This is a genomic window from Flavobacterium chryseum (assembly GCF_004362015.1).
In the GTDB taxonomy this organism is placed as follows: domain Bacteria; phylum Bacteroidota; class Bacteroidia; order Flavobacteriales; family Flavobacteriaceae; genus Flavobacterium.
In genome coordinates, this window is sequence record NZ_SNWW01000007.1 from 120,350 (window position 1) to 135,349 (window position 15,000).

The window sequence follows — 15,000 nt, forward strand, 5'->3', positions numbered from 1 at the left end:
ATTTTTGTTAAATGTTAAAAAGAATATATTTTCAAAAATTCTATTATTTTCTTTCTTATTCTACCTAAATCTTGTTTAATGAAAACTAACTTTTTCATTAAAATATTATATTAAAAATCAATTAATTATGAAAATTTGTATCCTCAGCTTTGATTTTTTCAACTTTGATCAAAATATTGTCTTAGAATTAAAAAGGAGAAATGTTCAGGTTGACCATATTGATATCTCACAATTCAAATACAAATACTCCTCAGTTTTTGATAGGATCACAAATTTTTTTAACAAATTAATTTTCAAAAAAAACATAAAAAAAATAGAAATGGAAAAGCATGTTCTTTCTCATTTTATAAAGAAAGAACAATATGATATAATTTTGGTAATACGTCCAGATTGCTTCACAAAGCAAACTCATTTAGAGATCAAAAAACATACCAACAAATATATTTCTTACCTATATGATAGCTGCACACGCTTTCCTATAGATTATTTACTTGATGGCGTATTTGACCAAATCTTTTCATTTGATTTGGATGACTGCCAAAAGTTTGGCTTCAACTTTATTACAAATTACATCTATATTGACAAAAAAGAAATTCAAGCACATCAAACCAATCAAAATGTTTTTATCATTATTTCTGTCGATGAGCGCCTTTCATTTTTAAATAATCTTGCTAATCATTTATCGGAACAAAAAATTCCATTTAAGTTTCTACTTATTGGAAAAAGAAAACCTAAAAACATTAATTCAAATATTATCTATTCTAAAAAACATATTTTCCAAGGAGACTTGCAAAATGATTTAGAAAATTCAAAAGTTTTTCTTGATCTAATCAGACATGGTCATAACGGATTAAGTTTTAGAATATTTGAAGCTTTGGCTATGCAGCGAAAAATCATTACAACAAATAAGTCTATTAGTCAGTACGATTTTTACAACCCAAATAACATTTTAATTCTTGATGAAAATAAACCTATAAATATAAATCCTGATTTTTTCGCAACGCCTTACGAGCCATTAAGTGACGAAATGTATAAAAAATACACGATCGAAAACTGGGTAAAAACAGTATTTAAACTTGAATAAATTATTTAATCAAACTTACTATTTTCTGCTCGATTGTATAATTTGAAAAAGGTTCGATTACCTTTTTTGAATCAGCACTTATTTTTTCCCAAAGTTCTTTATTTTGGTATAATGAGATTATATTATCAACAATTTCCCGGCTGGTATTTCCAACCGTGATATTTCTATTTTCTTCAAAATTAAAACCTTCGGCTCCAATATTCGTTGTAACCAACGGAAGTCCAAATTCTAAACTCTGCCCAATTTTACCTTTAATTCCTGCACCATAAAGAAGCGGTGCGACAAAAATTCGTGAGTTTAAAAAATAAGGAGAAACATCTTCAACATAACCTACAATTCTGAATTTTTCAGAATTCAACTTTTCTATTTCTTCCGGAGGATTACTTCCTATAATAGAAATTGAAATTTCCGGATTTGATTTCCATAATAAAGGCATAATTTCTTCTGCTAAATAGTTTACAGCATTTACATTTGGTTTATGATCAAAGCCGCCAATAAACAATAAATCTTTACGGTTTTCAAAAGAAACTGGATTTTTATTTTCGATAAACTGGTGAATATTTCCAATGCTGATTATTTTAGAATCTTCATTATAAAATTCTTTTAAGCTTTCCTTTTCAAGATCAGAAATTACAATAATTTTATCTGCTTTTCTACAATTGTCAAGTTCAAGTTTCAGGAATTTATCAGCCTTTTTCAAAATATCAGAATTGCCAGTCAGCTCTGATTCTCTTTTAAATCTCAGATAATGAAAATCAACCATATCAAAAAACACTTTCGCAGCAGGTTTCATTTTTTTTACAACCGGATAATATTTTGCAAAAATTTCGGGCCTGTGCAGCCATACAAAATCTGCAAAAGGAAGAACCTGTTTTATAAAATCATTTTTAGAAATTAATTTCCCGTATTTATCTATGCCTGGCTCATAAACTATTGCGCCTAAATCTTTAAAATACTGTACATAATCTGTTGTAAAACGATATTCTTTAAAATCTGCCATTAAAAAAACACCGACGTTATTTTTAATAAGCAATTTTACAATTTCTGTTAATCGTCTGGAACCTGAATCTTTATTATATTCCGGAACTTTAGTATCTATAATAATAACGTTTGTCTTACATTTCAAATCACCTGTAAAATCAACTTCCTTTTTTTGTTTTTTCAGCTTTTTGGCTAATGATTTTAACCTAAAATATAACTTAATTGACTTGAGCATTTTAAAATGGATTATGTTTTATTATTTTAATTTACTGTAAAAATACTATCAAGTACTTTGTATGTTTTTTTGACATCAAAATTATCCTCAAAAAACCTTTTGGCTTCTAAATGATTCTGCTTATAAAATACATCATCTTTTAAAAGGTTAGTAATAAAATCTGAAAACAAAGAAGAATCATTTGTAGTTAAACATCCGTTATTCGTTTTGTTTAATAAGCCATCAACACCTCTTTCTGTACAAACAACAGGTATTCCGTGCGATAATGCTTCTATTACTTTTATTTTTACTCCTGTACCTGATAACATTGGGCAGATCGTGATTTTGGATTTTTTGTAAACTTCATCTAAATCTTTTACAAAAAGTAATTTTTCAACATTTTCAAATTTAGGAATATGACTCCCAATTTTACCAACTACTGTAATTTTTATATTCGGTGATAATAAAGGGTATACTTCTTTAAAAAACCAATTTGCTGATTTTATATTGTGAAAGTTTTCGCTGGCAACATATACAACATCAATAGTTTTCTCTGTTTTTGATGAAGTTTCAATGTTATTAGGCAACCCATGGGTAACTAAACTTACCGAACTTTTGACAAACTGAGAAAAAATATATTTTTCTTCATTTGATATTACCCAGACATCATCAAATTTTTTCATCAAATGGATTTCTCTTTTAAAATACCTGTCTAAAGCAAATTTTTTATGATCCTGAAACTGAGAGGTTAAAAAATCATGTGTATCCACAATCCATTTTGTTTTGCTTCCCTTTGTTAAAGTATCTAAAAGTGGAGACCAATAAACATATGAAATGATTATAATATCATATTCATTATTTCTTACTATTTTTGAAAATTGCTCTTTGTATCCAAATTTTGTTCGGTCAAAATCTTTAAACTTATTATTGAACTTTTTTGGAAAAGAATAATTCAGATAATATTTAACAATATTACTGCTTTTCTTTTCTTTTCTTAAAAGATATCCGTTTTTGATTAAATCATTTCTTTTTAATTCATTTATCGAATCTTCACCAAATTCCTTAGATTCTTCACCAATAAAATCGATATGAATATGGCGACTTTTAAAATATTGTAACAATGAAAATGCTCTTGCATTGTTTCCTTGAGTAAATGATAAAGGATTTTCAGGATAGAAATATAAAATACGCATTCTAATAGTTTTTATTTTTAAAATATCTTAACTGGTCAAAATTTGATTTATCACATCTATCCATTTACCTGACACATTATTTTCATTAAATTTTTTAATCATTTGATGAGCATTCGCTCCAATTTGTTTTCTCAAATCTTTGCTAACTATTAAGTTTTCTAAAGATTCCTGTAGCTCTCTTTCGTTATTTACTAAAAATCCGTTAACATTGTTCTCAATAAGTTCATTTACCCCTGAACAAGTTTGAAAACCAATACTAGGCAATCCAACAGACATCGCTTCAGTCAAAGCTAAAGGAAATCCCTCATACTTACTTGGAAAAATAAAAACATCTGATTCTTTCATTTTATCAATAGGTTTTTTGGTAAACCCATTAAAAAACACTCTGTCTTCAAGTTTTAATTGTTTTACTTGATTTTGCAATGCTTCTAAATCATCACCAATTCCCCAAAAATGCAAATCCCAAGTTGGATATTTATCTACTATTTTAGAAAACACTCTAATAGCGACATCTTGCTGTTTACAACTTGTAACCAGAGAAGCAACATTTAAAATTTTAAACCTTTCTTTTTCTTTATAATGATTAACAATTTCTGAATCATCAATCTGAAATACAGGATTTGGAATAGTGTAAGATTTTCCTTTAAAAGTATTAGGCAAATAGTTTTTATAACTATCGAATAATACTTGTATTGCACTTAAGTTTTTATAAGAATCCCTTAGGAGTTCTATATCTATTTTAGAACGATACCATAATATATCTGAATAATCATAATCTGGTCGTCCGTTTACCGAATTTATTATTGGAATATTATATTCATTCTCAAATGTTATCTCTAACAACGAATTAATTGTCATCGTGATTATTAAATTCGGATTAGATTTTACAATATAATCTTTCCATGCCTGAGAACGCTGGTGTAAATTAAATTTATTAAATTCATCAATACCGTTCATCTTCTTCAAAAAGTTCTTATTATAGACCTTATAATATTTTTTTTGAATTTTATAATAGATCCACAAAAAAGGATTTTTGCCTCTGTAGTTATATAATTCTAATAGTTTTTTTTGAGGAACATTTTTATCAAAAATATTAGTGATTTTTACTTTTTCATCTAACTGAAACATAGGATTTCCACCACTTTCCTGATTAGTCGCAATTTCTACTTCAAAATTATTTTTACTTAAAATATTAGATAGAAAACAGCATATTTTTTCTGTTCCGCCAGTGCCATTTAAAAACCCGGAGTGTTGTATTATAACTATTTTCATCTATAAATGCTTAATCTTAATTCTTTACGTACTTTTTTTCTAATTTTTGAAATTGGCATAAATTTAATTAAAAACAGTTTTATCTTGTATTTAAGTTTTAGTCCTTGATAATATTTGTCAAATTCTGAATAACCCTTAGAATCAATAAAAAATAAAAAATAATTACTCAATTTCTTCTTATCCTCATCTTTCAAAAAAGGCAATACTTTTTTTTGCATAAACTCCTTTATCAATTCATGTAAATGTGCCTTTTGATTTTCATTTAATGACATAGAAAGATATCTCAATTGGAAAGGCTCATGTTCTATAAAAAGTGCTAAATGCAGAGCTTGAGATTCAAACAAATTATAATTTTTATAAAAATTTCCCAGAATTTCAAACCAGCTAGGAATTTGAGCTAATACTTTTTCTACGTTATTATTACTTATTTTGTGATTTTGGTCCTCATGATGCCTATAATTATATATCCCATGAGGATTCTCCCCTATGTTTTTTGTTAAAGCCAATAGCTGATGAGAGAACAATCCATCCTCACAAGGCTGAATATTTTCCGGAAACCTAATATCTGAATGTTTTTTCAAAAAATCATGTCTTAAAAATTGCCCCCAGGTTGGCAATGCAAAAACATTTGGTAAACGCTGACAGCAATATTCTCCAACAACAACAATGTCAAAATTTTGCTTTTTAGCAACATTATAAGAAGAATTTAGAAAATTGGAATCAATGGTATCATCAGAATCCATAAAAAAAACATATTCTCCATTTGCTATCTTTAAACCATTGTTTCTTGCAATTGAAACTCCCGAATTGTTTTGATTTACTAATTTTATCCTTGAATCCTTTTGTAAATATTGCTCACAAATTATTAATGAACTATCTATTGATCCATCATTGACTAAAATAATTTCAATATTACTTAAACTCTGATTTAAAATACTTTCTATAGTTTCAGAAATATATCTCTCTGCATTATAAACTGGAACAATAACTGAAACTAAAATATCAATGGTGGAAATTCTCATTTAAACTATAATTAGCCACCAAATATAGGAAAAAGCAATTAATTCTTTTGAATCAACAAATCTAAGCAGAATTAGAATCTTAAACTTAAATTAAATACTTTTACAGCTTAATTCACATGAATCTTTTTAGATTTAAATTAATACAAATGAACGAAGAAATACACAACGCCTACGAAATCATTAAAGAAGGTGGAATCATTCTGTACCCAACCGACACTGTGTGGGGAATTGGCTGCGACGCTACAAATACCGAAGCTGTTGCTAAAATATACAAACTTAAACAACGTGCGGAAACCCAAAGTATGATTGTTTTGATGAATGGCGAAAAAATGATGTACAATGTATTTAAAAACATTCCTGAAGTTGCGTGGCAAATTTTAGATTTATCTGAAAAACCAACAACATTAATTCTGGATGAACCCAGAAATGTTGCTAAAAACATCATTGCAGCTGATAATTCGCTTGCAGTTCGAATTGTAAAAGAGCCTTTTTGCTTTAAATTATTAGAGCGAATGAAAAAGCCTTTGGTTTCAACATCAGCTAATATTTCCGGACAGCCCACTCCTATTGGTTTCAAAGATATTAATCCTGAAATCATCAAAGGTGTTGATTATGTAGTAAAATTAAATCAGGACAAAATTGCCGGAAAACCATCAACAATCATCAAACTGACAAATGATTCTCAGGTAAAAGTGATACGTAAATAATTGTTAATTATTAATGGTTAATTGTTAATGATTTTAGATTGCTGATTTTAGATTATTTAAAATCAGCAAGAAAAAAATCTTAGTAACTTAGCAACTCAGAGTCTTAGAATCTTTAAAAAAACCTTTGTCACTCTGAACCTTTGAACCTTAAATACTTTTCAAACTCTCAATCAACCAATCAATATCTTCTTTAGTATTGTAATGACTAAATGAAATTCGGAGATTGGGTAATTTTAAATCAGCTTCCGAAAGCATTTCTTTTAAGACATGAGAAGGTTTTATGCTTCCTGACTGGCATGCGCTTCCTCTTGAAACTGCAATACCTTTCATATCCAAACTAAACAGTAACATCGAAGTTTTATCTTCTGAAAAAGGTAAAATAATATTGATAATATTGTAAAAATCTTCTCTTTTTCCGTTGAATCTAAAACCCTGAAAATGAATTTCTAATTGATTAATAAGATATGTTTTTAAGTCATAAATATACTTTCTTTCTTCCTCTAACTTCTCATAGGAAATAGTCAGTGCTTTTGCCATTCCTGCAATTTGGTGTACAGCTTCAGTTCCTGCACGAAGTCCTTTTTCTTGTTCACCTCCAAAAATCAAAGGCTGTAAACCAGAATTTTTGCGAACAAAGGCAAAACCAACACCTTTTGGGCCATGAAATTTGTGTGCACTGGCTACAATAAAATCAACTGGAGTTTTTTGAAGATCAATCTCAGTTTTCCCAACAGACTGAACTGTATCGGAGTGAAATAAGGCACTATATTGTTTACAGATAATACCAACTCTGTCAATATCTAAAATAGTTCCCGTTTCGTTGTTTACATGCATTAAACTCACTATCGTTTTTTTATCTTCCGACAAAAGATTCGATAAATGCGTTAAATCGATACTTCCGTCATGATTTACGGTTACATAATCAACCTGAATACCAAACTCAGCTTCTAATACCAAAACGCTGTGCAAAACGGCATGATGTTCTATTTTAGTTGTAATAATTCGTTCTACTTTTAAGTTTTTAACTGCAGAGCGAAGAATCCAGTTATCAGCTTCGGTGCCTCCGGAAGTAAAAATAATTTCCTGTGCAGAACAGTTTAAATGTTTCGCAATACTTTTTCTGGAAAGTTCTAAAATCGTTTTGCCATTTCGACCAAAACTATGCGTAGAAGACGGGTTACCAAAATCTTCAGTCATTACTTTTGTCATTTCCTGAACAACTTCAGGTCGCATGGCTGTAGTTGAGGCGTTATCGAGGTATACTTTTTTCATCACGACAAAGTTAAGAAATATCAATTGTGAATTCTTAAATATCATTTGCGAAATTTTTCACTATTTTTGACCCAAATAAAATTATGATGAGAAAATATGCAAGCTTACTGTTATTCGCGCTTTTACTAAACGGTTGCGATGACGGAGATATAACTGTTGACCAAATAGATTTTGAAACTGTTGAAGCAAAAAATTGTACTGCTGAAAATCTTTTAGTTTACAAACTTAAAGCCCAGGAATCATTATTATTACAAGTCCCTGAAAATACTTTTACAGAAGATGCAACATTAGATGGCGCGCCTGAGGAATACAATATTGACAATTCGAGTTACCGATTAGTTTACAGAAGTTATGATGGAACAATTGCAGGAACAGATATATGCAGTTTAATTCCGCCCGCATCTCCCAAAGTTATTGATGAATGGTACGCTAAATCAGGAGTAATGCAAATTACAACCACTCCAATTGTTACACAAAATACTACTACTAACAGTACCACAATTACCGGATACAATCATAACATTAACATTATAAATGTTACTTATGCGGTTAAAGGTGTTGATGTAACAGTACCTGAAATAAAATTTGGTGATTTTGCAACAACAATAGCAAATCAGTTAGATTTAGCTTTTGATGATACAGCAGCCCAATGTCCAGCGACAGGACAAATCTATAATTTTATTGTTTCGGGAGCATCCATGACAATTGATGCTGTAGATGCTAATTTAATTCAAAATAGTGTTACACCTCTTAATCAGCCAAGAACAGCTGTCATAAGTTCTACAGCGAATAAACTTTTATACCGCGTTTATAACAGCACTTTAAGTCAGGATTATTTCTGTAAAACTACCACTCCATCTGCACCAACATTAAGAGAAACATGGGCAGGAGTTGATGGTGTTGCTAATGTAAGCGGCTATATAGAAGTGACTACAACAACCGGTGGAACAAACGTATTTAATCATACTGTTGTTCTTAAAAATGTAAGCCTCATAAAAGGAAATAGTAAGTTTAAATTAGGAGATAGTTTTACACTTGGAACATTCTCTACAGTCGCAACTACACCTTAATTAATACATCTAATTTTAAAAAATATTAAAATTTATTTTTCTTACAAAAAACGTCCATTTTTCAAACCTAATTTCACTATAAATTAGAAAGAAAAACGGACGTTTTTTTATGCCTTTTTTTGAGCTTTTATAACCTCAAATAGTTAGTTATTTATTGTTTTGTCTAAAATAAACTTCAGTTGCACCTAAGCCATATTTTTGATAATTGGCATCCTGAAAATCTATTCCGTCATATCGGCCTAATAAAAAATCAAGTTCCGCTTTTAGAATTCCTTCGCCAACTCCGTGAATAAAAACGATTTTCGGAATTCGGTTTCTGATGGCAAATTCAATGTGTCTTTTTGCTGTTTCAGTTTGCAAAGTCAGGATGTCATAGTTAGACATTCCGCGTTTATTCGGAACCAGTTTTTCAATGTGTAAATCAAATTCTGGAGCAGCAATTTCACGCTTATCTTTCTTTTCTTTTACAAAACTTCTTGCTTTTGGCTCCGTTTTTTCTTTTGAAATTTCATCTATATCTATTCTTTTAATAGAATTCATTAAATTACTGGAATCTTGTATTTTAAGTAACTCGTTGACAAAAAATGTCATCACAAAACCATCTTCAGTTTCAATCAAAACTTCATTGTTTTTAACTGAAATTACTGTTCCGTTTATAGCCTCGTCTAAAACCGAAACCTTATCTCCTTTATTCAGCATCCTGTTCTTCTTTTTCCTGATTTTTACTTGGCGTTTTTGCACTCAGCTGCATCATTCCATACATGAAAACTGCAATCGCAATAATCATAATATAGATATTTTTTTCTGCTGAAACCTGCTGATATAATGCAACTGAAATAGCAACAATCATTATTAAAATTTTAAAAGTTTTCATTTTTTAAAGTATAAGAATTCAAAAGTAAGAAACTTTAAAATAGGAGTTCTTACCTCTTGAAATGTTATCGGATATTTTTTCGTAAAATTGTAAAAAATAAAGTGTTGACTTTGGAGAAATATATGCTTCCCTGTTTGTTCAAAACGCTGTTCGGAATTGAGTGTCTGGGCTGTGGTTTTCAACGCGCATTATTCTTACTTTTTCAAGGCGATTTTTTTGCCGCTTTTAAGATGTATCCTGCTCTTTATTCTACCCTTTTATTTTTAGGATTTGGTGCTTTTTATCTTTTAAATAAATCGCAAAATCATCAAAAAACACTTTGGATTTTAGCTGCCATAAATGGATTATTTATGGTTGTTGGATATTACTTCAAACACTTTTATTTTTGATTTTTTTGTCCGAATTATTTCTTAATCTGATTTAGAATATCGTTCATCATTTCGATTTGAACTTTCTGAATTTCTATTAATTCTTGTTGCTGGTGCATAATCAAATGATCAATTTTATCGTGAATCATTCTGATTTCTAATTCTGATTTCAGGTTAATCATATAATCTTTTTTGGCACGCGTTCGGTCTTTTTCTTCCTGACGATTTTGGCTCATCATAATTACCGGAGCCTGCAATGCCGCAATACAGGATAAAATTAAATTCAATAAAATAAATGGGTACGGATCAAATCCCTTATTGACCAAAATGTAAACATTTGAAGCAATCCAAACAACAATAAAAAGTAAAAATGAAATAATAAACGTCCAGCTTCCGCCAAAATCAGCTACTTTATCAGCTATTTTTTAACCAAAACTTCTCGTTTCTTCTTCATCTTCAACAATACTAACAATTGATTTATCTTCCTTTAAAGATTCAAGAACACTTTTTTCAAGATCTGAAAGCGCTCCAATTTCAGTAGATAAATAGTTGGAAACATATTTTTGGCGATATGAATTTAGCTCTTTTACGCCAATAAAATCGTCATCGCAAAAAGAAGGATGATCTTTTATAATAAGTCCGAGAATTGGATCGTGAATAGATTTTCCTGAAACTTTTTCTTTTGCAGGAAAAGACAGGTTAGAAATAGAACTTTTAAAAGTCGGATCATTTTTCATTTTCAATTTGTTTTACAGGCGAATTTACGCATTTAACTTCTTAAGAATCATATAAATTATTGTGCTCATAAATTCTTTTTTTTATCACAAATACAATCTTCAAAACAAAATTTCTTTAACGAATTCGTGCCTTTATTTACAAAAAAGACCTTACTTTTAGCGTTTCAAATTTATCCATTCAATTATTCTAATTGTGTCAAAAAATCTCATCATACAAAATATAAAAGCTTTAAAAAGCCATTCAAATATAAATTACGGGATCAAAACTAAAACAGAAGATTTTACCGAAAAGCTTTTCTATACCCTTTTTGATTCTAATGCAGCTTTGGATGAAAGCATTGCTGAACTCGAAATATGCTTTAAAGAAATTGCTGTTATGGCCTGCAAAAAGCCAGATAATTTATGCGGATCGATGTGGGATCGGTTTCTTGAAAAACTGCCTGGTGTTTTAGAAAAGCTAAATCAGGATGCAGCATATATTCTGGAAAATGATCCGGCATCAAACAGTCTCGATGAAGTTTATTTGGGATACCCGGGATTTTATGCCATTGCCATTTACAGATTAAGCCACGAATTATATCTTCTTGATTTGCTGTTATTTTCGAGATTGATGAGCGAATATGCACACAGAATTACCGGAACCGATATTCATGCCGGAGCTCAAATTGCTTCTCCGTTTTTTATTGATCACGCTACCGGAATTGTTATTGGGGAAACTACCGTGATCGAAAAACATGTGAAAATTTATCAGGGAGTAACGCTTGGTGCTTTGAGTGTGAGCAAAGAAATGAAAAACGCAAAACGTCATCCTACGGTCGAAAAAAATGTTTGTATTTATGCCAATGCCACTATTTTGGGAGGACAAACCATTATTGGCAAAAACAGCATTATTGGCGGAAATGCATGGGTGACCAAATCTATTCCCGAAGGTTCTATTGTTATCAACACCACAACAACTGAAGTTAAAATTAAAGAAATAAAATAATGGGTCCACAGAAATTGCTAAACCTAATTGGAAATACACCATTGATGGAAACAGTCAATCTGGTTAAAAATAAAAACGTAAAACTTTTACTAAAACTGGAAGGAAATAATCCGGGCGGAAGTGTAAAAGACAGAGCGGCTTATAACATGATTGCATCAGCGCTGGAAAGAGGCGATATTAAAAAGGGAGATAAATTAATTGAAGCAACAAGTGGAAACACGGGAATTGCCCTGGCGATGATTGCGCAATTGTTTCAAATTGACATTGAATTAATTTTACCGGAAGATTCTACAAAAGAAAGAACACAAACAATGCGTGCCTATGGCGCTACAGTGATTTTAACACCTGCTAGTGAAGGAATTATTGGTTCACGCGACTATGCCGACAAAAAAGTGGCAAAAGGCGGTTATTTAATGCTAAATCAGTTTGCAAATGATGACAACTGGAAAGCACATTATAAAACCACAGGTCCTGAAATTTGGAATGATACTGAAGGAACTGTAACGCACTTTGTTTCTGCAATGGGAACAACGGGAACTATTATTGGAACTTCGACTTATTTAAAAGAAAAAAATCCGGCAATACAAATCATCGGCGCACAGCCAAGCGACGGGTCTCAAATTCCGGGAATTCGTAAATGGCCAAAGGAATATTTACCTAAAATTTTTGATGCGTCTAAAGTCGATTCGATTATAGACGTAAGCGAAGAAGAAGCCAAAGAAATGACAAAAAGATTAGCGCTTGAAGAAGGCGTTTTCGCCGGAATGAGCAGCGGTGGTTCTGTCGCAGCAGCTCTAAAAATAGCCGAACAATTAGAATCAGGCGTTATTGTAGCCATAATTTGCGACCGTGGCGATCGATATTTGTCTTCGGATTTATTTGATTGAGGAAGGTACAAAGGTTCAGAGATGCAAAGGTTCAAAGTAAAAAACTTAGAATCTTAGTCACTTAGAACCTAAAAACCTTTGCACCTCTGAACCTTTGTATCTTTGAACCTCAAAAAGAAAAAAAATGAACTACAGAAAACTAGGAAAAACAAACTTCAATATATCTGAAATCTCACTTGGCACTTGGCAGGTTGGAGGAAAATGGGGATCTGCTTTTGATGATAAAACAGCAGATGAACTTTTAAATACAGCAATAGACAACGGCGTAAATTTTATTGATACTGCCGATGTTTATGAAAATGGCTTAAGCGAAACCGCAGTTGGAAGAGTCGTTCGCTCACGATCTGAACGTATATATGTGGCTACAAAATGCGGGCGACATATCAATCCGCATGTGAGTGAAGGTTATCAGCCAAAAGTGCTTCAGAAATATGTTGAAGACAGTTTAAAACGAATGAAGTTAGAAACGCTGGATTTGATTCAGCTGCACTGTCCTCCTACTGAAGTTTTTTACCGACCAGAAATTTTCGAAATGTTTGATCGCTTAAAAGATCAGGGCAAAATTCTAAATCTTGGTGTAAGTGTCGAAAAAGTGGAAGAAGCACTTAAAGCAATTGAATATTCGAATGTAACGACAGTTCAGATTATTTTTAATTTGTTTCGTCAGCGTCCGTCACAATTGTTTTTCTCTGAAGCCAGAAAAAAAGATATTGGAATCATTGCGAGAGTTCCTTTAGCCAGCGGACTTTTAACAGGTAAATTTGATGCTAAAACAACTTTTGATGCTCAGGATCATAGAAATTTCAACAGAAACGGAGACGCTTTCGATAAAGGAGAAACTTTTTCCGGAATTGATTATGAGTTAGGATTAAAAGCTGTCGAAGAATTAAAATCATTATTTCCCGATGCACCAAATTTGGCTCCGTACGCTCTACAATGGATTTTGAGTTTTGAAGATATCAGCTGCATTATTCCAGGTGCTTCAAATGAAAGTCATGTGCTTTCGAATTTATCTGTTTATGATTTACCAAAATTAACGCCAGAGAAAATTTCGGCCATGAATAAAATTTACGAGAAGTATATTAAAGCCTCGGTACAGCATCTTTGGTAAGACCTACATAAACAATTCCTAAAAAAAACCTAAAATAAAAACGGCTTCACTTTAGCTTTTTTCCTTACATCAACTATTATTTGTCTCATCTTATTATTAATTTGTCTTTAAGTGGTATTCTCATCATGTTGAAGTTTCTTTCTTTGTAAGAAAATCAAACCAATGAAAAAGATAATCTTAGCAGCTTTTACAATTTGTTTAACGTTTACGGGATGTAGTTCTGATGAACTTATAAAACCTAAAATTCCTGTAGTAACAAAAGATGATCAGTCTTTAAAAAATGAAGAATCCAAAAAATTAGAAAAAATGTATGATGAGATTGTTGCACTTTCAGGCAACACAAAAGCATGCATGGATAATAACGATTGGGATTTTACTTCATTAGGATCAAAATCTTGCGGTGGACCAAACGAGTATATTGTTTACTCCTCAAAAATTAACACTACCGACTTTCTTGCTAAAGTCAAAACTTATACTGCAGAACAAGAAAAATTTAATAGTAAGTGGAAGATTATTTCAACTTGCGATGTCGTTCCTGTACCTGAATCCGTTGACTGTGTTGATGGAAAAGCAACATTAGTCTATGGCCCTGACAGAAATACAGAAAAAGAAAGTTTAAAAAAAATGTATGATGAGATTATCGCACTTTCCGGTATTGCTAACGGATGTGAAGGAAATTGGCATTTTACTGCAATAGGATCAAAATCTTGCGGTGGACCACAAGCATATATCCCTTACTCGTTAAAAATCAATACGACTGCTTTTCTTGCTAAAGTCAACATTTATACTGCAAAACAAGGTGAATTCGATAAGAAATGGAAAATTTTTTCAACTTGTGATGTTGTTCCTGTACCTGAATCAGTTTATTGTGTTAATGGAAAAGCAACTTTAATCTATCAATCTGATAAAATTACAGAAAGACAAGATTTAGAAAAAATGTATGATGAGATTATTACACTTTCAGGCAAGAGTAAACAATGTACAGATAATAAAGATTGGAATTTTACTGAAATAGGATCAAAACCTTGCGGCGGACCACAAGAGTATATCCCATACTCATTAAAAATTAATACAACTGATTTTATTGCTAAAGTCGGAACCTACACTGCAAAACAAAGAGAATTTAATCAAAAGTGGGGAATAAATTCAGATTGTGAGCTTATTGACATGCCAAAATCAGTTGATTGTGTTGATGGAAAAGCGAAATTAATCTATAACTAGAA

15 protein-coding genes and 1 pseudogene are annotated in these 15,000 nt (G+C 31.1%); 8 read left to right on the forward strand and 8 right to left on the reverse strand.

The features are described from left to right. Positions 1–127 precede the first annotated feature (127 nt). On the forward strand, positions 128–1,084 hold the full coding sequence (locus EV143_RS14370) for a glycosyltransferase family protein (RefSeq protein ID WP_133508636.1): 957 nt from the start codon (positions 128–130) through the stop codon (positions 1,082–1,084). Between the two features lies 1 nt (position 1,085). Here EV143_RS14370 and EV143_RS14375 read toward each other — a convergent pair whose 3' ends face one another. From EV143_RS14375 to EV143_RS14390, 4 genes are read right to left on the reverse strand one after another with little or no spacing between them, the layout of a single operon-like run. Continuing rightward, on the reverse strand, positions 1,086–2,300 hold the full coding sequence (locus tag EV143_RS14375) for a glycosyltransferase family 4 protein (RefSeq protein WP_133508637.1): 1,215 nt from the start codon (positions 2,298–2,300) through the stop codon (positions 1,086–1,088). A 26-nt stretch (positions 2,301–2,326) separates the two neighbouring features. Beyond that, on the reverse strand, positions 2,327–3,472 hold the full coding sequence (locus EV143_RS14380) for a glycosyltransferase (RefSeq protein WP_133508638.1): 1,146 nt from the start codon (positions 3,470–3,472) through the stop codon (positions 2,327–2,329). 27 nt (positions 3,473–3,499) lie between these two features. Continuing rightward, positions 3,500–4,744 (reverse strand): glycosyltransferase, encoded by a 1,245-nt coding sequence (locus EV143_RS14385; protein WP_133508639.1) that lies wholly within the window; start codon positions 4,742–4,744, stop codon positions 3,500–3,502. Then, the gene (locus tag EV143_RS14390; protein ID WP_133508640.1) at positions 4,741–5,766 is read right to left on the reverse strand and encodes a glycosyltransferase family 2 protein; all 1,026 of its coding nucleotides are present in this window, start codon (positions 5,764–5,766) and stop codon (positions 4,741–4,743) included. The genes EV143_RS14385 and EV143_RS14390 overlap by 4 nt, the downstream gene beginning before the upstream one ends. Positions 5,767–5,912: 146 nt before the next feature. On the opposite strand from EV143_RS14390, the gene EV143_RS14395 reads away from it, so the two are divergent. After that, a complete protein-coding gene (locus EV143_RS14395) occupies positions 5,913–6,473 on the forward strand; it encodes an L-threonylcarbamoyladenylate synthase (RefSeq protein ID WP_243739877.1) in 561 nt (186 codons plus the stop codon). A gap of 147 nt (positions 6,474–6,620) precedes the next feature. Here EV143_RS14395 and EV143_RS14400 read toward each other — a convergent pair whose 3' ends face one another. Further along, positions 6,621–7,745, reverse strand: a complete 1,125-nt coding sequence (locus EV143_RS14400; RefSeq protein ID WP_133508641.1) for a cysteine desulfurase family protein — start codon at positions 7,743–7,745, stop codon at positions 6,621–6,623. A gap of 83 nt (positions 7,746–7,828) precedes the next feature. On the opposite strand from EV143_RS14400, the gene EV143_RS14405 reads away from it, so the two are divergent. After that, a complete protein-coding gene (locus tag EV143_RS14405; protein ID WP_133508642.1) occupies positions 7,829–8,815 on the forward strand; it encodes a hypothetical protein in 987 nt (328 codons plus the stop codon). Positions 8,816–8,962: 147 nt separating this feature from the next. On the opposite strand, the gene EV143_RS14410 is transcribed toward EV143_RS14405, so the two are convergent. Both EV143_RS14410 and EV143_RS14415 read right to left on the reverse strand, forming a co-directional pair. After that, positions 8,963–9,514 (reverse strand): Smr/MutS family protein, encoded by a 552-nt coding sequence (locus EV143_RS14410; RefSeq protein ID WP_133508643.1) that lies wholly within the window; start codon positions 9,512–9,514, stop codon positions 8,963–8,965. Then, positions 9,504–9,689 (reverse strand): hypothetical protein, encoded by a 186-nt coding sequence (locus tag EV143_RS14415; RefSeq protein WP_133508644.1) that lies wholly within the window; start codon positions 9,687–9,689, stop codon positions 9,504–9,506. The genes EV143_RS14410 and EV143_RS14415 overlap by 11 nt, the downstream gene beginning before the upstream one ends. A gap of 122 nt (positions 9,690–9,811) precedes the next feature. On the opposite strand from EV143_RS14415, the gene EV143_RS14420 reads away from it, so the two are divergent. Beyond that, a complete protein-coding gene (locus tag EV143_RS14420) occupies positions 9,812–10,078 on the forward strand; it encodes a DUF2752 domain-containing protein (protein WP_243739883.1) in 267 nt (88 codons plus the stop codon). A 14-nt stretch (positions 10,079–10,092) separates the two neighbouring features. Here EV143_RS14420 and EV143_RS14425 read toward each other — a convergent pair. Beyond that, a pseudogene (locus EV143_RS14425) lies at positions 10,093–10,794 on the reverse strand (DUF1003 domain-containing protein). A gap of 193 nt (positions 10,795–10,987) precedes the next feature. On the opposite strand from EV143_RS14425, the gene epsC reads away from it, so the two are divergent. The 4 genes from epsC to EV143_RS14445 all read left to right on the forward strand — a co-directional run bounded on the left by epsC (position 10,988) and on the right by EV143_RS14445 (position 14,998). Further along, entirely contained in the window at positions 10,988–11,779 is a 792-nt protein-coding gene (gene epsC, locus EV143_RS14430) for a serine O-acetyltransferase EpsC (protein ID WP_133508646.1), read from the forward strand. Continuing rightward, positions 11,779–12,666, forward strand: a complete 888-nt coding sequence (cysM, locus tag EV143_RS14435; RefSeq protein ID WP_133508647.1) for a cysteine synthase CysM — start codon at positions 11,779–11,781, stop codon at positions 12,664–12,666. Before epsC ends, cysM begins: the two co-directional genes overlap by 1 nt. A gap of 124 nt (positions 12,667–12,790) precedes the next feature. Then, entirely contained in the window at positions 12,791–13,777 is a 987-nt protein-coding gene (locus EV143_RS14440) for an aldo/keto reductase (RefSeq protein ID WP_133508648.1), read from the forward strand. A 162-nt stretch (positions 13,778–13,939) separates the two neighbouring features. Next, the gene (locus EV143_RS14445) at positions 13,940–14,998 is read left to right on the forward strand and encodes a hypothetical protein (RefSeq protein ID WP_133508649.1); all 1,059 of its coding nucleotides are present in this window, start codon (positions 13,940–13,942) and stop codon (positions 14,996–14,998) included. Positions 14,999–15,000: the final 2 nt, after the last annotated feature.